The sequence below is a fragment of the Kitasatospora sp. NPDC088742 genome (assembly GCF_055584905.1).
The window spans coordinates 21,307-39,957 of sequence record NZ_JBVJLD010000020.1 but is presented as its reverse complement, the minus strand read 5'-3'; the positions used below and the strand labels follow the sequence as shown (position 1 = coordinate 39,957).

Below are 18,651 nucleotides of genomic sequence, written 5' to 3'. Positions count from 1 at the left end.
TCACCGGGGCGTGCGGTAACTTGGCCCGGCATGACTGCCTTTCGCATCGGTGTGATGTACGACCGCTCCTGGGACCCGGCCGAACTGCCCGCCTTCGCCCGGGAGGTGGAGGCGCTGGGGGCGGACGACCTCTGGGTGGTCGAGGACCTCGGCTGGAACGGCGGGATCTCGGCCGCCGCGGTGGCCCTGGGCGCGACCGAGCGGCTGCGGGTCGGCATCGGGATCGCCCCGGCGCCGTTGCGCAGCCCGGCCCTGCTGGCGATGGAGGTGGCCACCCTGGCCAGGGTCTTCCCCGGCCGGTTCGTCGCCGGGATCGGTCACGGCGTGCGGGAGTGGATGCGGCAGGTCGGGGTGGCCCCGCGGTCGCCGCTGGCACTGCTGGAGGAGACGCTGACCGCGGTGCGCGGCCTGCTGCGCGGTGAGCGCGTCACCGTGGAGGGCCGTGAACTCCGGCTCGAAGGCGTCGAGTTGGTCCACCCGCCGGCGAAGGACGCGATGCCACCGGTGATCGCGGGCGTGGTCTCGCCCAAGTCGCTGGAACTGGCCGGCCGGGCCGCGCAGGGCACCCTGGTGGCCGAGGGCCACGGCCCGGACGATCTGCGGGCCATCCGGGCGGCCGCCGAACGCGGCGGCGCGACACCCGGCTACACGCTCACCGTGTTCGCCTTCGCGGGCGTGGGAGAGACGGCGGCACCCGCCCTGAGCGAGGCAGTGGCCGGCCATGCGCAGTGGCTGGGACGCGCGGAGTCGGAGACCTTCGCGGCCGGCGGCACGGCCGCCGAGACGGCCAAGGCGCTGCAGACCCTCGGCGACGCGGGGGCCGAGGCGGTGGTGCTGCGGTTCTGCGGCCCCGAGCCGCTCGGGCAGCTGCGCGAGGTCCTGACCGCTCTCGGCCGCTGAGCAGGTGGTCGGCGCGGCCGGCGTTGCCCGAGCAGCCGCCGCCGGTCAGCTTGTGCACCGCGTCGTAGTGCGTCTCGCCGACCGACTGACGGGGCACCACCACGTAGGTGTCGTCCGAGAGCACCTGGAACAGCGCGTCGGCGGTCAGCCGCGCGGTGGTGGAGAGGAACGGGTCCGTCTCACTCACGGTCGGCCGCTCGTCGGCGGCCGCCCCGGCCCCGCCGCGCTTGACCGTCGGGTACGCGGTCGCCCCGCCGACGGCATACCCGACCTCGGCCGGCTCCCGGGGGAAGACCAGCTCGTCCCCCTCCGCGAGCATGGACGCCGCCCAGCGGCCCACGCTCGGCCCCGGGTGGCGCTGGACTTGCCGAGCGCCCCTCGCGGAGCGTCGGCCAGTCCGGCACGTGGGGCTTCGGTGCAGGGGATGTTGTGGACGTACTCCACCGGCACACGACTGAACACGGCGCCCGGTGGCCGGAGTTCGCCGCTCCACCTCCCGACCTCGGGGGACCGCCGGGCTCAGCCGAGCCAGGTGGCGGGCTCCTCCGGCGCGCGGTCGGCGGCGGCCAGGGCCTCGGCCGCCCGCTCCCGCTGGAGCTGCGCGTCGAGCGCGGCCCGGACCAGGGAGGCGACGGCCTCGGCCTCGGTGGCCGCGGCGAGGGCGCCCAGGTGGTCGCCGGCCCGCCAACGCTCCAGCGCCGCAGTGCCGGCCTCGGCCAGCGTGTCCACCAGCTCGGTGACCAACGGCGGCCCGAAGAAGGGGAGTTCGGAGTGGGTCACGGTCACCTTCCGGGGGCCACGCGAGTGAGGGAGGAACCGGAGCCGGCCGGCACCGCGGCGAGCGCGGCCGGTACGGTCGGCGCCCACCGCAGCCCCGGCACGGCGGCGGCGCGGGCGGCCAGCATCCGGTCGCCCGTGACCAGGGTGCTGGTCACCCGGTGCCGGGCGCACAGCATCGCCACCCGTACCGCGACGGCGAACGCGGCGACGGTGTCGGACGCGGCGGCCGAGCCGGGGCCGAAGTCCAGCACCACGTCCGGACACGTCTGGTCGTACTGCCGCTCGACGGCGTCGACGAGCACGTCCCGGCACTCGAGCAACAGGGGGCCGCGGACCCGGACGACGAGGACGGCGTCCGCGGCGAGGCGGGTGAGGGTGAACAGCACGGTCCGGCTGCCCTCCGTTCGGGTGAGGTCGATCCCGCCGACGCTAGGGCCCCGACCGGGCCCGCGCGGGCGACCCGGCCGGTACCGGAGGCGAAGAGGACCGGCCGCGAAACGAAACACCGGCCGCCCCGGCCACTCGCCCGGGTGACGCCGACGCCCGGCCGCCCACCGGGCGAAGTACCTTGCCCCGAAGGGCAAGCAGGGCAGCTGGGCGGCGACGGAGCGGAGGAGCCGGGATGACCGGAGCGGGTGCGGCACCGCTGGAGCGGTCCGAGTACCGGACGCACTACGGCCGGGGCCCCCGCGAGAGCGTCAACTCCTAGAGATGCGAAGCCCCTTGTCCGAACCGGCGCCCCGCCATCCGCAGGATCCGGCACGGCCCGCCCTGGCCACCACCGACCCCGGCCGCTGGGGCTCGGCCGCCCGGCGGGCCTTCCGCGCCACGCTCCGCCTGACCTCCCAGGAGCCCGGCCGGAACGGGGAGTTGCTCCTGGAGCACACCGAGGCCGAGTCCTTCGACGTCTGCGAGACCCGGCTGCCCGGACGGCACACCCTCACCGGCGCACCCGACCGCCTGGTCGTCACCGAGGTCCTCGGCGGACGCGCACACCACCTCCGGTCCGAACTCACCTGCACCACGGGCGACTTACTCCTCACCGCCGTCCCCGGCACCCCGTTCGCCTACCGCACCCAGGACCTGCACGCCCGCTCCTACGTCCTGCCGATGCCACTGCTCCACCGCGCGGCGGCACCCTCCGCCCGCCCGGGCCCGCTGCACTTCCACACCTACCGGGCCGCCGCCTCCGCGGGCGCCCACTGGCACGCCACCACCGCGTACCTCGCCGCGGTCCTGCACGACGGCCCGCTCACCCCGCTGGTCGCCGCCACCGCCGGCCAACTCCTCGCCGCCACCGTGCTGACGCTCTTCCCCAACACCCACACCGACGCCCCGGACCGCCGCGCCCTGCCGGACTCGGTCCGCCGCACCACCGCCTACCTGGACCTGCACGCCCACCGGCCGGTCAGCCTCGCCGACCTGGCCGCACACGCCCACCTCACCCCGCGCGCCCTGCAGTACGCCTTCCGCCGCCACCTGGGCACCACCCCGCTCGGCTACCTCCGGCAGCTGCGCCTGCACCGCGCCCACCGCGAACTCCTCGACGCCGCCCCGGAGTCCGACAGCGTCGCCCGGGTCGCCGCCCGCTGGGGCTTCCCCCACCCCAGCCGCTTCGCCGCCCACTACCGCGCCGCCTACCACTGCACCCCGAGCAGCACCCTGAACGGCTGAACGGTGCGCGGCGCCAGGCCGCGGCCCTACCGGGCGGCGGACGACTCGGGCTCCGGCTCCACCTCCGGGAACGCCGTCCCGGTCAGCCGCTCGGACTCCGTCCAGAGCCGCGCGGCGCTCACCGGGTCGCTGGCGGCGGCGGTGCGGCCGACCAGGGTGGGGTGGCCCCGGTTCTCGGCGAAGCCGTCCGGGCCGACGTAGGCGGCGCCGGGCAGGTCCATGGTGGCGGCGAACAGCGAGGGCAGGGCGCCGGCCCGGCTGTCCTGGGCGACGATCCGGTTGCCGACCGCCATCAGGACGCGGCGCACCGCGCTGCCGTCGTGGCTCTGCAGGTTGGTGGCCGCGTACCCGGGGTGGGCAGCAAGCGCGCGGACCGGTGACCCGGCGACGGTCAGGCGGCGCTGCAACTCCAGCGTGAAGAGCAGGTTGGCCAGCTTGGACTGGGCGTAGGCCCGGACGGGGTGGTACTCGCCCTTGAGGTTCAGGTTCTCGAACCGGATCCGGTTGCCCGGGTACTTGTGCATGCCCGAGGCCACCGTGACCACCCGGTCGGTGACGTGCGGCAGCAGCAGGTTGGTCAGGGCGAAGTGGCCGAGGTGGTTGGTGCCGAACTGGGTCTCGAAGCCGTCCGTGGTGGTGCCCTCGGGGACGTTCATCACCCCGGCGTTGTTGACCAGGACGTCCAACCCGCCCTCCCAGCCCTCGGCGAACTCCCGCACCGAGGCGAGGTCGGCCAGGTCCAGCCGCCGCACCTCCACACCGCCGCGGGCGCCCTTGACCGTCGCTGCGGCGGCCTCGCCGCGCCGGACGTCGCGGACCGCGAGGACGACGTGCGCCCCGGCCCGGGCGAGGGCGTCGACGGTGGCGATGCCGAGGCCGCTGTTGGCCCCCGTCACCACCACCCGGCGGCCGGTCTGGTCGGGGATGTCGCCGGTGTTCCACTTCGCTGTGTTGGCCATGGCACGAATGTAGGCACCGACAACAATGCTGTCAATGACAACAATGTAGCCAGCGATCACATCCCCGGTAGAGTGCGCTCATGCACCCCCGCAGCCGCTACCACCACGGAGACCTCCGCGCCGCCCTGCTGGAGCGCGCCGAACAGGTCCTCCGGGAGAAGGGCCCGGCCGCCCTCTCGCTGCGCGAGCTGGCCCGCGACCTCGGGGTCAGCCACGCCGCCCCGAGCCGCCACTTCAAGGACAAGCAGGCCCTGCTCGACGCCCTCGCCCTGGCCGGCTTCGAACGCCTCAACGCCGACCTGACCACCGGCCCCGTACCCGGCGCCTCCTTCGCCGACCGGCTCGGCACCCTGGTCTGCGGCTACGTCGGCTTCGCCACCGCGCACCCGCAGCTGCTCGACCTGATGTACGCCGTGAAGCACGACCCGCAGGCCACCGAGGCCCTGACCGCCGCCGCCCACCAGGGCCTGCTCCAGGCGGCCGAACTGATGACGGAGGGTCAGCGCACCGGCGAGGTCCGCCCCGGCCCGGCCGAACAGCTCTGCCTCCCGGCCCTCGCCGCCGTCCACGGCTTCGCCGACCTCGCCGCCAGCGGCCTGCTCCCCACGGAGGAGGTGGCGGCCGCCCTGGACGACGTGGTCGCCTTCGTCCTGCGCGGCTGCGCCCCGGACCGCCCCGCCGAGGCCTGACCGGCCTCCACGGCGCGGCAGTTCACGGGGCGTCAGCCCCGGGGCCGCCGCGACGACGAAGCGCTGCCCGTCCGGCCAGGTGCCGGCCCGGCGGCCGTCCGCCTGCGTCCGGCGGGGTGCGGACGGAGACTGGTGGCGATGATCCTCGGGCTCACCACCGCACTGGCCGCGACCGTCTGCTTCGGCTTCGCGTCCGTCCTCCAGGCGCGCGGTGCCCGGGCCGTACCGCGCGAGTCCGTGCTGCGGGCGGGCCTGGCCGCCCGGCTGGCCCGGAACGGGCCGTTCCTGCTCGGCACCGCGCTGGACGTCGCGGGCTTCGCGCTCAGCATCGTCGCGCTCCGTACCCTGCCGCTCTTCCTGGTCCAGGCGCTGACCAACGCCAGCCTCGCCGTCACCGCCGCGGCCGCCGTCCGCTACCTCGGCGTCCGGCTCCGGCCGCACGACCTCGCCGCCATCGGCGCCGTGGTGGGCGGCCTCGTCCTGCTCGCCGCCGCCTCCGGCGCCACCGGCCGGGACCGGGCCGGGCCCGCGTTCCATCTCGCCCTGCTGCTGGCCACCCTGACGATGCTGCTGCTCACCGCGGTGCTGGCCCGCTGGGAGGGAGACGGGGTGGCCGTCGGCCTCGGCCTGCTGGCCGGGGTCGGCTTCGGCGTGACCAGCCTGGCCGTCCGGGTCCTGGAGGTCTCCGGGCCGCTCGACCTCCTCACCGACCCCGCCGCCTACGCCCTCGCGCTCGGCGGCCTCGGCGGCTACCTGGCGTACGCACTGGCGCTGCAACGCGGTTCGGTGACCGCGGCCACCGCCGCCTCCGGGGTGTCGGAGACCGTCGGCCCCGGGGTGGTCGGCGTGCTCGCCCTCGGCGACCACGCCCGGCCCGGCCTCGGCTGGCTCGCGGCGGCCGGATTCCTGGTCTCCGTCGGCGGAGTCGTCGCCCTGGCCCGCTTCGGCGAGGTCACCCCGGACGACCCGCCGTCCACCCCCGCCCCTCCCTCCGACTACACCCTGACCTCCGACCCCCGGAAGCCGGACGCGAAGCCCTGACCACCACACGAGAGCGCGCCAGGGCCGGTCCGGTGAGACGGTGGTGGTCCCGACACGGTGGACGGTGATCCATGGCTGACAGCCCGCGCGGCGACCCGCGCTCCGACCCGGCCCACACCGCGGTCCACGCCCCGGCCGTCGCGCTGATCACCGGCGCCTCCTCCGGCCTCGGCGCCGCCACGGCCACCCGCCTCGCGGCGGCCGGCTGGCGCCTGCTGCTCTCCGGCCGGGACCGCCCCCGCCTCGGCGCCGTCGCCGACGCCACCGGCGGCCTCGCCCTCCCGGCCGACCTCACCGCCCCGGGCGGGCCCGAACAGCTCGCCGCCCGCGCCCTCGCGGTGGACGGCCGGGTGGACGTCCTGGTCGCCAACGCCGGGATCGGCTGGCGCGGGCCCTTCGTGCGGATGCCGGTGGACGTGCTGGCCGAGATGGTCGAGCTCAACCTGGTGGCCCCACTGCGGCTCACCCGTCTGCTGCTGCCCGGCATGGTGGAGCGCGGCCGGGGCCGGATCGTCCTGGTCGGGTCGATCGCGGGCGCGGTCGGCGTCCGCGACGAGGCGGTCTACTCCGCCACCAAGGCGGCCCTCGGCCTGTTCGCGGAGAGCCTGCGGTACGAGCTGCGCGGCAGCGGCGTGGCCGTCCGCGTCGTGGTTCCCGGGCCGGTGGACACGCCGTTCTTCGCCCGCCGGGGCACGCCGTACCAGCGGGAGCACCCGAAGCCGAGCCCGCCCGAGCGGGTCGCCGAGACGGTCTACCGCGCGGTGGTCGGGCGGCGCGACGAGCTGTTCGTCCCCGGCTGGTTCCGGCTGCCCGGCCGGGTGCACGGGACGGCGCCGCACCTGTTCGAGCGGCTGAACTCGCGGTTCGGCTGATGGGCGCCGGCCGGGCCGCGCTGCTGGCCGCCACCTCCGCCGAGGCCGTGCACCTGGCACCGGCGGCCGTCCGCCTCGCCCCGGTGCGCGGGCTGCTGTTCCGCCGCCTGGCAGGGCACGGAACCGCCTCCCACGTGGCGCTCACCTTCGACGACGGCCCCGACCCGGCCTCCACCCCGCTGTTCCTGGACCGCCTGGACGCGCTCGGGGTGACCGCCACCTTCTTCCTCCTCGGCAGCATGCTGGAGCAATGGCCTTCCCTGGGGCGGGAGTTGACCGACCGTGGCCACGAGGTCGCGGTGCACGGCTGGTCCCACCGTCCGCAGTGGGGGCCCTCCCCCGCCCGGGACGCGCGCGAACTGCGGCGCACCGTCGAGGCGGTGACCGAGCTCTGCGGCAGCCGCCCGCTCTGGTACCGGCCCCCGTACGGCGTGCTCACCACCGGACTGCTGGTCGCCGCACGGCAGTTGCACCTGCGCCCGGTGCTCTGGACGGCCTGGGGCCGGGACTGGACCGCCGGGGCCACCCCCGCCTCGGTCTACCGCACGCTCCACCCCGGCCTGCGCGGCGGGGCGACGGTGCTGCTGCACGACTCCGACTGCACCTCCGCACCCGGCTCCTGGCGCTCCGCGCTCGACGCCCTCCCCCTGCTGGCCGGGCGCTGCTCCCGGCTCGGGCTGGAGCTCGGCCCGCTGCGGGACCACGGTCTGATCCGGCGTCACTACCCGTACGACTGAGCGGGGTCTGCGAGCCCGACCCGGGCCAGGGCCGCGCCGAACCCCTCCCGCCAGACCCCGGGATCGGCACCGGCGGAGGGCGGCGGCAGCGGACGGGTGAGCGCCGCCAGCGCGTTGCGGACCACCTCCTCGGGGCCAGCCGAGGTGACGTCGGCGTGGCCGAGCTCCAGCTCGTGCTGGAGGTTGTCGCGGCCGTGGCCCTGCACCACGTCGAGCAGCAGCAGCCGGCGGCCGACCGCCCGGGCCTCGCTGCAGGTGTCGCCCGAGCTGGTGACGACCAGGTCGGCGGCGGCCATCAGGGCCGGGATCCGGTCGGTGTGGCCGAAGGCGTGCAGCCTGGGCTGCCGACGGGCCAGCGAGCGCAGCCGCGCCTCCAGCTCCCGGTTGTGCCCGGCCACCGCGAGCACGTGCGGCCCGGCCTCGGCCAGCACCCGGGCGGTCCGGGCGATCGGGCCCAGCCCCCAGGCGCCGGACATCAGCAGCACGCACCGCGCCCCGGCCGGGACACCCAGCCCGGCCCGTGCCTCCTCCCGCCCGGGCGGCCGGTGGAAGCCGGGGCGCAGCGGCGCGGCCACCACGGCGATGGGGGCCTGCGGGCGGTAGCGGCGGACGGCGCAGGCGGCCACCTCCGAGGTGACCAGGAACAGGTCGGTGCCCTCCTGCACCCAGAGCCGGTGGGGCGTCACGTCGGTGCAGAGCACCAGGTGGACGGTGCCGGGCAGGCTCGGGAGCAGCTCGTTGACGGCGGCGGTGGCGGTGGCGAAGACCGAGACCACCAGCTCGGCCGGCTGCTCCGCGAGCAGTTCGCGCAGCCGTGGGACCAGCTTGGCGCGGGCCGCCGACTCGGCCAGCAGGGCGATCCGGGCGCCCGGGCGCAGCGCCGCGAAGTGGAAGGCGTCGTAGACGCCCGGCAGGTCGAGCAGCCGGCGGAAGACCCGTTCGCCGGCGGCCGAGCCGTGCCGCCCGAGCAGGGCCATCGCGTCGACCGTGCGGGTGGTCCAGCCGCGCTCGTGCAGCGACGCGGCGCAGGCCTGGGCCATCACGTCGTGGCCCTGGCCGAGCGAGCCGGAGACGAGCAGTGCGTGCGGCACGGCGAACTCCCTACCGGCGTACGGTCATTCGGACGTCGCCCCGGCGCCGGCCCGGTACCAGTCAACGTAGCGGCGCACGCCCTCGTCGAAGGGCGTGCTGGGCTTCCAGCCCAGCAGGCGCGCGGCCTTGGCGTTGGAGATCGGGCGGGAGGCGTAGTCGGCGGCCCGGGCCGGGACGTGCTCGACGGTGACCGGGCCGAGCAGCCGGTCGACGGTGTCGGCGATCTCCCGGATGGAGACCGGGGTGCTGCCCTCCAGGGCGATGGTCTGGTCCCGCGCGGCCGGGTCGAGGGCGCGGACGTGGGCGTCGGCGAGGTCCTCGACGTAGACGAAGTTGCGGGTCTGCGCACCCGTCCCGGCGATGGTGATCGGCCGGCCGGCCAGCGCCGCCTGGACGAAGCGGGCGATCACCAGCTCGTCGCGCATCCGGGGGCCGTACGGGATGCCGTAGCGCAGCACGGTGACGTGCTGCCCGTAGAGCTCGCGGTAGCTGTGGGCCACCAGCTCGGCGGCCAGTTTGCCGGCCACGTACAGGTGGCCGCTGCGGCCGAGGTCGATCGGGGCCTCCTCGTCCAACTCCGGTGCGGCGGCGCCGCGTTCGCCGGCCGCCGCGCCGTACACCCAGACCGTGCTGGCCAGTACGGTGCGGGCCGCTCCGCTGCGGCGGGCGGCCTCCAGGACGCTGGTGGTGCCCTCGACGTTGAGGCGGACGGAGCGCACCGGGTCGGCCTCGACCTGTCCGACGTCGGCCATCGCCGCGAGGTGGAAGACCAGCTCGCAGCCGGCGAAGGCGGCCGCCAGGCCGACCGGGTCCAGGATGTCGACCCGGGCGAACTCGGCGGCCGGGTGGAGGCCGCGCGCCACCCTGTCCACCACCACGACCTGGTGACCGGCCGTCAGCAGCCGCTCGACCACGTGCGAACCGATGAAGCCGCACCCTCCGGTGACCGCCACCCGCATGACGCCCCTCACCCCACCAGCTCGGCGTGGACCGCCGTGACGGCGGTGATCACCTGGTCGACCTCGTCGTCGGTCATGTCGGAGTGCACCGGCAGGCAGACGTGCCGGGCGCAGACGTCCTCGGCGACCGGCAGCGGGCCGTGCGGCAGTCCGGCGAAGACCGGCTGGCGGTGCAGCGGCAGTTCGTAGACCTCACCGGCCAGCCGGACGTCGAAGCGCTCGCGCAGCGTGGTCTTGAACCGGGCCCGGTCCGTCCCGGGTGGCAGCAGGACGACGTACTTGTAGAAGTTGCTCCGGCAGCCGGGCGGTTCGGCGAGCGGCTCCAGGCCGTCGAGCGGGGCGAGCGCGGCGGTGTAGCGCTGCGCCACCGAGCGGCGGACCTCGACGAACTCCTTGAGCCGGCGCAGGTGCACCTCGCCGACGGCGGCGTTCGGCTCGCTCAGCCGCCAGGAGGCGCCGTTGCGCACGTGCAGGTTGGTGCCGAAGCTCCCCTTGCCCTGGTCCCGGTGGATCCGCGCCTCGTCGCGCAGCTCCTCGGACTCGGTGAGGATCATCCCGCCCTCGCCGCTGGTGACCACCTTGGTCGGATAGAAGGAGAACGCGCCGGCCAGCCCGAAGGACCCGGCGGGCCGGCCCCGGTAGCTGCAGCCGTGCGCGTGCGCCGCGTCCTCGACCAGGGCGATGCCGCGGGCGTCGCAGAGCCGCCGCAGCTCCTCCACCCGAGGGGTGATCAGCCCGCCGATGTGCACCAGCACCACGGCGGCGGTGTCCTCGGAGAGGACCGCCTCGACGCTCTCGGGGTCGAGTGCGAAGGTCGAGGCCTCGACGTCGGCGAAGACCGGGGTGCCGCCCGCGTGCACCACGGCGGCGGCGGTCGCGTAGAAGGTGTTGGCCGGGACCACCACCTCGCGGCCGGCCACCCCGACGCAGCGCAGCACGATCTCGAGCGCGGCGGTGCCGCTGGCCACCGCGACGGCGTGCGAGGCCTCGTGGGCGGCGGCGAAGGCGGCCTCGAAGCGCGCGGTGTGCGGGCCGAGGGTGAGCGCCCCGCTGGTCAGACTCTCCGTCACCGCCTCAGCGACCGCGGCGCGATCGCTCTCACCGAACACCACCCGGGCGGGGAACACGGCCATCTCGCTACCTCCGACGCCCAGCACCGAACGGGACGAATCGCCCATAAGCCCTCAGGCTACGGCCGACCCCGCCCGATCCGCGCGACCGCTGCGCCGGTTCACCCGCTTGCGCCGCGGGGCACCCTCCGCCCGGGGATCCGTCCCGGGATCCTTCCGTGGTAGGACTGGCAGGTCACGAGTCAGCCCGGCCGCCCGTCGGCGGCGGCCACGCCGCGGAAGGGGCACCACCCATGAAGGTCGGCATCGTCGAGATCGCCGAGCGCGCGGGCGTCAGCGAGGCCACGGTCAGCCGGGTGATCAACCGCCGGCAGGGCGTGGCCGAGAAGACCCGCGACGCGGTCGAGCGGGCGATGGCCGAGCTCGGCTACGAGCGCCCCGTCCAGGGCCAGCTGGTCGCCGTGTTCACCGAGCACGTCTCCAACCCGTTCTTCACCGACGTCGCCGAGCGGATCGAGTCCGCGCTCGCCCCGCACGGGCTGAAGACCGTGCTCTGCCCCGTCTTCCCCGGCGGGGTCCAGGAGCGCGACTACATCTCGGCGATCATCGACAAGGGGATCGCCGCCGTGGTGTTCCTCTCCGCCTCCAACACCCTCGACGACGCGGACACCGAGGTCTACGAGATCCTCCGCACCCGCCGCATCCCGTACGTCGGCGTGAACGGCGAGTTCGCCGACGGCGTGCCGGCCCCGGTCTTCTCCACCGACGACCGGCAGGCGGCCGAGCTGGCCGTGGACCACCTGCACCGCCTGGGCCACCGCACCATCGGCATGGTCTCCGGCCCGACCGGCAACCGCCCCGCCGACCAGCGGGTGCGGGGCTTCGTGGACGCGATGGCCCGCCACGGCCTGCCGGAGGCCGAGCGCCTGGTGATCCGTCAGTCCTACACCGTGGAGGGCGGGCAGGCGGCGGCCGGCGTGCTGCTCGGCCTCGGCGCCACCGCGGTCGTGGCGGCCAGCGACTTCATGGCGCTCGGCGTCATCCGCGGCGTGCGGCGGCTCGGCCGGTCCGTCCCGGACGAGGTCTCGGTGGTCGGCTACGACGGCACGATGATCACCGAGTTCACCGACCCCCCGCTCACCACCGTCCGCCAGCCCACCGAACGCCTGGCCCTCGGCGTCTCGCGCAGCATCCTCGACCTGGTCGGCGGCCGCGAGGTCCCCACCGGCGAACTGCTCTTCGACCCCGAACTGGTCGTCCGCTCCACCACCGGCCCGGCACCGACGGCCTGACGGACCGTCAGCCCGGCTGGCCCCAGGCTGGTCCCAGGCCGATAGAGGCGGCCCCGGCGGGCCGGCCCGCGACCGATCGACCCTTGACGGCGGATCGCCGTCTCCGCCATCTTTGCTCACACGTGCGACGAACAAGCCCGTTCCGAGCATCATCGATCATCGCGGACCACAGCGGCGTCCCCCGTTCCGCATGACGGCGTGGCACGCCCGCGCCGAACCGGCCGACCTTGGAGACCCCGTGATCGCCTCCGCCCGCCGCCCCCTTCACCGCCGACCGAGCCACCCCGGCCACCCGGGCCGCCTCCCCGCGCGGTTCGGCTCCGCCCTGCTCGGCCTCGCCCTGCTGCCCTCGGCCCTCTCGCTCGCCGTCGCCCCGCAGAGCGCGACCGCCGCGGGCGCCCTCCCCCCGGTGGTGCCGCAGCCCGTCAGCGAGACCGCCGTGACCGGAAGCGGCTTCACCCTCACCGCCCAGACCCCGATCGCGGTAGTCTCCACCGCCCCGGACGCCCTCGGCGTCGGCGGCTACCTCTCCGCCCTGCTCGCGCCCCCCACCGGCTACACCCTCCCGGTCTCCTCCGCCGCCACCGCCCCGGCCACCGGGGCCCTGGTCCTCGACCCCACCGGCCCGGCCACCCTCGGCCAGGAGGGGTACACCCTCTCCTCCTCCGCCACCGGCGCCACCGTGACGGCGCACTCCGCCGAGGGGCTGTTCCGCGGCGTCCAGACGCTGCGTCAACTCCTGCCCGCCGCAGTCGAGTCGGCCACCGTCCGCCCCGGTCCGTGGACCGTCGCGCCGGTCCAGATATCCGACGCGCCCCGCTACTCCTACCGGGGCGTGATGCTGGACGTGGCGCGCCGCTTCTTCTCCGTCGAGGACGTCAAGCGCTACATCGACCAGTCCGCCACGTACAAGATCAACACGCTCCACCTGCACCTGACGGACGACCAGGGCTGGCGGATCGCCGTCGGCGCGCTGCCCGCCCTGACCACCACCGGCGCCTCCACCCAGAGCGGCTTCACCGGTGGCACCGGCTGGTACTACACCACCGCCCAGTACCAGGACATCGTGGCGTACGCGAAGTCCCGCTTCATGACCGTGGTCCCCGAGATCGACGGCCCCGGGCACACCACCGCCGCCCTCGCCTCCGTCCCCGGCCTGAACTGCAACGACCAGGCCAGGGCGCCCTATTCGGGCTTCGAGGTCGGCATCAGCCTGTACTGCCTCAAGGACACCCAGCACATCGCCAACGTCTCAGCCTTCCTCACCACCGTCGTCGACGCCGTCGCCCAGCTCACCCCCGGCCCCTACATCCACCTCGGCGGCGACGAGACCCCGCAGGCCACCACCGCCGAGTACGACGCCTACGCCAACGCCGCCACCCAGGCCGTCGCCGCGCGCGGCAAGACCGTGATGGGCTGGCACCAGCTCGGCCAGTCCACCCTCCCGGCCGGGAGCGTCCTGCAGTTCTGGGGCGACGCGAGCGACCGCGCCAGTGTCGGCACCGCGAGCGAGTCCGCGGGCGTCAAGCAGCTGCGCCACGCCGTCGCCCAGGGCGCCAAGTTCGTGATGTCGCCCAGCGACCACGCGTACCTCGACATGAAGTACGACAACACCGTTCCGTACGGCCTGAGTTGGTCCGGCTACGTGAACGCCCAGAAGGCCTACGACTGGGACCCGGCCACCGCCACCGCCAAGCCGGACGGCACCTCCCCCGTCGTCGCGGCCGCCGACGTCCTCGGCGTCGAGGCCGCCCTCTGGGCCGACCGCGCCTACCGCGGCTCCACCAGCCTGCCCACCTCCACCAGCCAGTTCCCGGCCCCCTCGGTCTACGCCGAGTACATGACCTTCCCCCGCCTGCCCGCCGTCGCCGAGATCGGCTGGTCCCCCAAGTCCACCCACGACTGGGCCTCCTTCCGCGACCGCCTCACCGCCCAGGGCCCGCGCTGGACCAACGCCGGGATCGGCTACTACCCCGCCCCCGACCTCAGCTGGCCCGCCACCCCCGGCACCCTGGACGGCGTCCACACCCTCACCACCGGCGGCAAGTCCCTCGACGTGCCCGGCAGTTCGACCAGCCCCGGCACCCAGCTGGTCACCTGGACCACCCACGGCGGCACCAACCAGCAGTGGCGGTTCACCCGCCAGTCCGACGGCACCTACACCCTGGTCAACCAGAACTCCCAGCTCTGCGCCGACGTCAACGCCGGCTCCACCTCCCCCGGTGCCGCCGTCATCCAGTGGACCTGCGGCGGCACCACCAACCAGCGCTGGACCGTCACCCCGGTCAGCGGCGGCTACACCATCGCCTCCGCCAAGAGCGGCCTGCTGCTCACCACCGCCTCCACCGCCGACGGCGCACTGGTCACCCAGCAGCCCAACTCGGCTTCCCCGCTCCAGACCTGGACCCTGAGCTGACGGCTACTCAGCCGGGGTGACCGCTCCGGCAAGGGCCCGCTCGATCAGCTCGCGCAGCTCCTGGTCCTTCACCACAACCTGTTTCAACTCCGGGAGCGTGATCGAGAGGTCCCCCCGCTCCAGGCCGTCCCAGTCCACTGCGTCCACCAGGCCCTGAAGCACCACGGTCTCCGACCTACTCACCCACACCTCGTCACGTCCACGGTCAACACCCCATCCTCGGACACCGTCCGCCGCCGGGTCGACCGATATTCAGTGCTACGGCCATGTCCGCGCGGTCAGGCGGCTTGGTGCGCAGGGGAGTTGGTGGCCACCTGGCGGAGGAAGTCGTTGTTGGTGGTGGTGCGCTTGATGCGCTCCAGGAGGAGTTCGGTGGCCTGCTGGGAGTCCTGGGCGCTGAGGACGCGGCGCAGGGTCCAGGCGGCGGAGGTGCGGGCCGGGCCGAGGAGGAGTTCCTCGCGGCGGGTGCCGGAGGCGCGGACGTCGACGGCGGGGAAGACGCGCTTGTCGGCGAGGCGGCGGTCGAGGCGGAGCTCCATGTTGCCGGTGCTCTTGAACTCCTCGAAGACCAGGTCGTCCAGGCGGGAGCCGGTGTCGACCAGGGCGGTGGCCAGAATGGTGAGCGAGCCGCCGTTCTCGGTGTTGCGGGCCGCGCCGAAGAGCTTCTTGGGCTGCTGGAGGGCGCCGGCGTCCAGGCCGCCGCTGAGGGTGCGGCCGTTACTGGGCGCGGCGGCGTTGTGGGCGCGGGCCAGCCGGGTGATGGAGTCGAGCAGCACCACGACGTCGTGGCCGAGTTCGACCAGCCGCTTGGCCCGCTCGACGGCGAGCTCGGCGAGGGCGATGTGCTCGCGGGCGGGCCGGTCGAAGGTGGAGGCGATGACCTCGCCGCGGACGGTCCGCCGCATCTCGGTGACCTCCTCCGGGCGTTCGTCCACCAGGACGACCATCAGGTGCGCCTCGGGGTGGTTGTGGGCGATCGCCGCCGCGATGGACTGGATGACCATGGTCTTGCCGGCCTTCGGCGGGGCGACGATCAGCCCGCGCTGGCCCTTGCCGATCGGGGCCACCAAGTCGACGACCCGGCCAGTGAGTTCGCGCGGACCGGTCTCCAGGCGCAGCTGCTCCTGCGGGTACAGCGGCGTCAACTCCTGGAAGGCGGGCCGGTGCTGGGGCCCGTCGGTGGCAGCCCGGCCGTTGACCGTGTCGATCCGGGTCAGCGGCGGACGGCGGTCACCGCCGCCGTTGGCCGGCTTGGCGCCACCGGTGAGCACGTCGCCGCGGCGCAGGCCGAGGGCCCGCACCTGATTGGGCGAGACGTGCAGGTCGGCGGGGCCGGGGAGGTAGCCGGCGGTGCGCAGGAACGCCTTGCCGTCGCGGACGTCGAGCACGCCGGAGGTGGGCAGCAGTCCGTCGGGATCGGGGGCGGGCGGCTCCGGTCGGACCGGCTCCGCCGGGCGGGCAGGTGCGGTGAGCGGCCGGGCCGCGTCGCGCTTTGCGGTGATCGCGTCGACCAGCTCGCCCTTGCGCAGCCGGGAGTTGCCCGGGATGCCCAGGGCGGAGGCGAGCTGGTGGAGGTCGGCCTTGAGCAGGCCGTCCAGGGGTTCGGTGGTGATCGGTTCGAGGGTGGCGGTGGTCATGGGTACTCCTGTGGGAAGAACGGTGGGGTGGCGGCGGCACGCCCCGGCGGGCCTGGTGGCCTCGGGCGGGGCGGATGCGGGTGCACCGGGCCGACCGGCCGACCGCGTTGAAGCGGATCATCGGGCGGGGTCGGCGGCGGTGTCGCGCCGTGTGTGCTGTGCTGTGCAGCTCTGCTGTACGAGCCGGGGGCGTCCGGGCCGATCGGCCCGCGCTCCGTGGACGGCAGCTCCGGTATCCGCGCTCAGAAGGGCGGCGTCGGAGGTCTACCTGTCGGCACTGTAACCCCTCCCGGACACGTTTGCCAAGGATTTCCAGCACGGCGCCGCCGCGCGGCCGCCGGGCCAGGTCCGAAACCTGGTGCCCTGACGGGTGGTCAGGGCCGTAGCATCGCCGGATGCGGACGATCGATGACCTCCTTCCGGGCGTGGGCCGCGCGGACGCGGCAGGGCTGCGGGCGCTGGCCCCGGAGGAGCTGGCCCGGTACGCCTCCCGGGGGCAGCACGCGTGGTGGCGGCGGAAGGCCGTCGCCGAGGCACTGGCCGGCCGGGTGCCGGAGCGGTGGGTGCCCGAGCTGCTGGCCCGGATCCGCGACCCGGAGGAGACCACCGAGGTCCGGATCGCCCTGCTGGAGCTGCTCGGCGACCGCGCGGAGCTGCTTCCGTGGCTCCGCCGGGAGGACCGGCAGCGGGACCGCGCGTACGGGATGCCCGAGGCCGTGCTCAAAGCCCGGGGCCGGCTCGGAGACCTCACCGCGGCACGGGAGTTGGCGACCCTGGCCTTCTCGCCCTGGAAGCACGTCGAGGCCGCCGGGGAGGCCGGACTGGCGGGTCTGGTCGAACGGCTGGGCGCCGAGCGCGTGCTGGCCGAGCTCGGCGGGGAGCGGCCGGAGGACCGCTGGTTCGCGATCCTCACCCGGTACCGCGCCGACCAGGACGTGACCGACGCGCTGGCCGACCCGGACCACGCGGTGGCCTTCCGCTCCCACCACCTCCAGTCGGACCCGGACCGGCTGCGCGCGTTCGCGGACACGGCGCCGACCGTCGAGGCCGCGCTCTGGGCGGCTTACACACTCCACGAGCTGACCGGCGACAAGGACGAACTCCGGTCGCGCTACGAGGAGTTGGGCAGCCCCCGGGTGGAGGTGCCCGGCCTGGACGAGGAGCTGCGGCGCGCGGTCGCGCACGAGTACGCGCCGTGGTGCCAGGCGGCCGGCGATCCGCGCTGGCGGGTCGAGGCGCTGTGCACACCCGCGCCCGAACCGGTCGACCAGGAGGGGCAGTTGGCCCGGGCGGTGGCTGCTCTCACCGAGGCCGGGCTGCGCCCGCGACCGCCGGTCAGCTGCGGCGAGGACAACCAGCAGGGCGACGGCACCTACCACGTGATCCGCTTCGGCGACGGCGGCACCGACGACGGGGAGGAGGACGGGGAGGAGGTCTTCGTCAGCACCCTCGGCCGGTTCGCCACCGGCCACCAGGACGGCCCGGCCCGCCACGCCCTGGAGGCGGCGGGCCTGCGCTGGATCGACCACGAGGCCGCCTCGGTCCGGGTCACCGGCCTGCACGTGTACTACTTCGGGGCCCGCGAGCCGCTCGCCGTCGACACCCTGCTGTTCTACTGGCAGGACTGACACCACGGTGGTCCGGCACCACGGCGGTCCGGCCGATGCAGGAAGATCGACGACGTGACCGAGAACCCAGCCGACCCGGCCCCGGGCCCCGTCCACGTGCTGCGCGTGGGCGCCCGGACCCTCCCGGTGGCCAGCCGCGCCATCGCCGACGAGATCACCGCCCTCTGGAACAGCCAGGTCGGCGAGGGCGCGCCCGCCCGCGCGTACGCCCGCGTCGTGCAACGGGTCGACCGGTGGACCGGCCCCGACCGGGTCTGGGACCGCGTGCCGGACTGCCGGACGGTCTACTCCCGACGGGCCACCGTCGAGCCCGACGGCTCGCTCGGCGGCGAGTGGACGGCGCAGGCGCTGCGCTGGGAGTTCGAGCCCGGCGCGTACACCACCCAGCCCTGCCGCTACCGGGTCGAGCGCCGGCCGGGCGGCCACGTCGAGGTGGAGGCGCAGGGCACGGACGTGGTGGAGGTGGCGGCCGGCTTCGAGGCGGCGCTCACCGAGGCGCGGGGCCAACTCCCCTGACGGGGCGGCGGCTCACCCTCCGTCAGCCACCCGGGCCCGCCGGTCGAGGGTCGCCAGGACGGTGTTGACCACGACCACCACGGCGAAGGCGGTGGCCCACCCAGCCGGGATCACCACGTAGGACGCGGCGACGGCGGCGCCGAACACCACCGCCTTCACCGCCAGCACCCCCGCGAGCGGCACCGGAATGCGGGCCTTCGGCGCCGCGAACGTCCCCCACAGCACGGCCGCCGCCCCGGGCAGCAGCACCGCGAGCAGCACGCTCACCGCCACCGACGGCCCGGCACGCCAGCCCCACCACGCGAGCAGCCCGAGCGCGACCAGCTCCAGCAGGAAGGCCAGCGCCTCGTTCAGCAGGCGGATCGGAACGGGAAGCTTCATCCGGGCAC

Annotated in this window: 19 protein-coding genes; 10 read left to right on the top strand and 9 right to left on the bottom strand. The window is 75.1% G+C overall.

Annotated features, from left to right (window positions below):
• Positions 1 to 30 precede the first annotated feature (30 nt).
• On the top strand, positions 31 to 900 hold the full coding sequence (locus ACZ6ZR_RS17715) for an LLM class flavin-dependent oxidoreductase (protein ID WP_465643250.1): 870 nt from the start codon (positions 31 to 33) through the stop codon (positions 898 to 900).
• Between the two features lie 519 nt (positions 901 to 1,419).
• Here ACZ6ZR_RS17715 and ACZ6ZR_RS17710 read toward each other — a convergent pair.
• Both ACZ6ZR_RS17710 and ACZ6ZR_RS17705 read right to left on the bottom strand, forming a co-directional pair.
• Positions 1,420 to 1,680, bottom strand: a complete 261-nt coding sequence (locus ACZ6ZR_RS17710; protein WP_465643248.1) for a hypothetical protein — start codon at positions 1,678 to 1,680, stop codon at positions 1,420 to 1,422.
• A 2-nt stretch (positions 1,681 to 1,682) separates the two neighbouring features.
• Positions 1,683 to 2,066 carry a hypothetical protein gene (locus ACZ6ZR_RS17705; protein ID WP_465643246.1) on the bottom strand — a complete coding sequence of 128 codons (384 nt, stop codon included), beginning with the start codon at positions 2,064 to 2,066 and terminating at the stop codon, positions 1,683 to 1,685.
• A 325-nt stretch (positions 2,067 to 2,391) separates the two neighbouring features.
• Here ACZ6ZR_RS17705 and ACZ6ZR_RS17700 point away from each other — a divergent pair, with 325 nt between their 5' ends.
• On the top strand, positions 2,392 to 3,354 hold the full coding sequence (locus ACZ6ZR_RS17700; RefSeq protein ID WP_465643244.1) for a helix-turn-helix transcriptional regulator: 963 nt from the start codon (positions 2,392 to 2,394) through the stop codon (positions 3,352 to 3,354).
• A 26-nt stretch (positions 3,355 to 3,380) separates the two neighbouring features.
• Here ACZ6ZR_RS17700 and ACZ6ZR_RS17695 read toward each other — a convergent pair whose 3' ends face one another.
• The gene (locus ACZ6ZR_RS17695; RefSeq protein ID WP_465643242.1) at positions 3,381 to 4,313 is read right to left on the bottom strand and encodes an oxidoreductase; all 933 of its coding nucleotides are present in this window, start codon (positions 4,311 to 4,313) and stop codon (positions 3,381 to 3,383) included.
• Between the two features lie 80 nt (positions 4,314 to 4,393).
• Between ACZ6ZR_RS17695 and ACZ6ZR_RS17690 the strand changes: the two genes are divergently transcribed.
• From ACZ6ZR_RS17690 to ACZ6ZR_RS17675, 4 genes are all read left to right on the top strand, one after another.
• Positions 4,394 to 5,002, top strand: a complete 609-nt coding sequence (locus ACZ6ZR_RS17690) for a TetR/AcrR family transcriptional regulator (protein WP_465643240.1) — start codon at positions 4,394 to 4,396, stop codon at positions 5,000 to 5,002.
• A gap of 138 nt (positions 5,003 to 5,140) precedes the next feature.
• Positions 5,141 to 6,043, top strand: coding sequence for a DMT family protein (locus ACZ6ZR_RS17685; protein WP_465643238.1), 903 nt, complete (start codon positions 5,141 to 5,143; stop codon positions 6,041 to 6,043).
• Between the two features lie 71 nt (positions 6,044 to 6,114).
• Positions 6,115 to 6,915 (top strand): SDR family NAD(P)-dependent oxidoreductase, encoded by an 801-nt coding sequence (locus ACZ6ZR_RS17680; RefSeq protein ID WP_465643236.1) that lies wholly within the window; start codon positions 6,115 to 6,117, stop codon positions 6,913 to 6,915.
• On the top strand, positions 6,915 to 7,652 hold the full coding sequence (locus ACZ6ZR_RS17675; protein ID WP_465643234.1) for a polysaccharide deacetylase family protein: 738 nt from the start codon (positions 6,915 to 6,917) through the stop codon (positions 7,650 to 7,652). Before ACZ6ZR_RS17680 ends, ACZ6ZR_RS17675 begins: the two co-directional genes overlap by 1 nt.
• On the opposite strand, the gene ACZ6ZR_RS17670 is transcribed toward ACZ6ZR_RS17675, so the two are convergent.
• The 3 genes from ACZ6ZR_RS17670 to ACZ6ZR_RS17660 are packed head-to-tail and all read right to left on the bottom strand — an operon-like array spanning position 7,637 to position 10,836.
• Positions 7,637 to 8,743: a glycosyltransferase family protein gene (locus ACZ6ZR_RS17670; protein ID WP_465643232.1), complete on the bottom strand. Its 1,107-nt coding sequence runs from the start codon at positions 8,741 to 8,743 to the stop codon at positions 7,637 to 7,639. The genes ACZ6ZR_RS17675 and ACZ6ZR_RS17670 overlap by 16 nt on opposite strands.
• Positions 8,744 to 8,767: 24 nt before the next feature.
• A complete protein-coding gene (locus ACZ6ZR_RS17665; RefSeq protein ID WP_465643230.1) occupies positions 8,768 to 9,703 on the bottom strand; it encodes an NAD-dependent epimerase/dehydratase family protein in 936 nt (311 codons plus the stop codon).
• A gap of 8 nt (positions 9,704 to 9,711) precedes the next feature.
• The gene (locus ACZ6ZR_RS17660; protein ID WP_465643228.1) at positions 9,712 to 10,836 is read right to left on the bottom strand and encodes a DegT/DnrJ/EryC1/StrS family aminotransferase; all 1,125 of its coding nucleotides are present in this window, start codon (positions 10,834 to 10,836) and stop codon (positions 9,712 to 9,714) included.
• A gap of 230 nt (positions 10,837 to 11,066) precedes the next feature.
• Between ACZ6ZR_RS17660 and ACZ6ZR_RS17655 the strand changes: the two genes are divergently transcribed.
• Positions 11,067 to 12,065 (top strand): LacI family DNA-binding transcriptional regulator, encoded by a 999-nt coding sequence (locus tag ACZ6ZR_RS17655; RefSeq protein WP_465643226.1) that lies wholly within the window; start codon positions 11,067 to 11,069, stop codon positions 12,063 to 12,065.
• Positions 12,066 to 12,255: 190 nt separating this feature from the next.
• Entirely contained in the window at positions 12,256 to 14,481 is a 2,226-nt protein-coding gene (locus ACZ6ZR_RS17650) for a family 20 glycosylhydrolase (protein WP_465643224.1), read from the top strand.
• 3 nt (positions 14,482 to 14,484) lie between these two features.
• Here ACZ6ZR_RS17650 and ACZ6ZR_RS17645 read toward each other — a convergent pair whose 3' ends face one another.
• Complete coding sequence (locus tag ACZ6ZR_RS17645; RefSeq protein ID WP_465643222.1) at positions 14,485 to 14,664, bottom strand: hypothetical protein; 180 nt, start codon at positions 14,662 to 14,664, stop codon at positions 14,485 to 14,487.
• Between the two features lie 95 nt (positions 14,665 to 14,759).
• Positions 14,760 to 16,118 (bottom strand): transcription termination factor Rho, encoded by a 1,359-nt coding sequence (rho, locus tag ACZ6ZR_RS17640; protein WP_465643220.1) that lies wholly within the window; start codon positions 16,116 to 16,118, stop codon positions 14,760 to 14,762.
• A gap of 395 nt (positions 16,119 to 16,513) precedes the next feature.
• Here rho and ACZ6ZR_RS17635 point away from each other — a divergent pair, with 395 nt between their 5' ends.
• Together ACZ6ZR_RS17635 and ACZ6ZR_RS17630 are read left to right on the top strand one after the other, a co-directional pair.
• Positions 16,514 to 17,746: a hypothetical protein gene (locus ACZ6ZR_RS17635; RefSeq protein ID WP_465643218.1), complete on the top strand. Its 1,233-nt coding sequence runs from the start codon at positions 16,514 to 16,516 to the stop codon at positions 17,744 to 17,746.
• Between the two features lie 54 nt (positions 17,747 to 17,800).
• Complete coding sequence (locus tag ACZ6ZR_RS17630; protein ID WP_465643216.1) at positions 17,801 to 18,262, top strand: hypothetical protein; 462 nt, start codon at positions 17,801 to 17,803, stop codon at positions 18,260 to 18,262.
• A 12-nt stretch (positions 18,263 to 18,274) separates the two neighbouring features.
• Here the strand turns inward: ACZ6ZR_RS17630 and ACZ6ZR_RS17625 are convergent, their stop codons facing one another.
• Positions 18,275 to 18,643 (bottom strand): YrdB family protein, encoded by a 369-nt coding sequence (locus tag ACZ6ZR_RS17625; RefSeq protein ID WP_465643214.1) that lies wholly within the window; start codon positions 18,641 to 18,643, stop codon positions 18,275 to 18,277.
• Between the last annotated feature and the right edge of the window lie 8 nt (positions 18,644 to 18,651).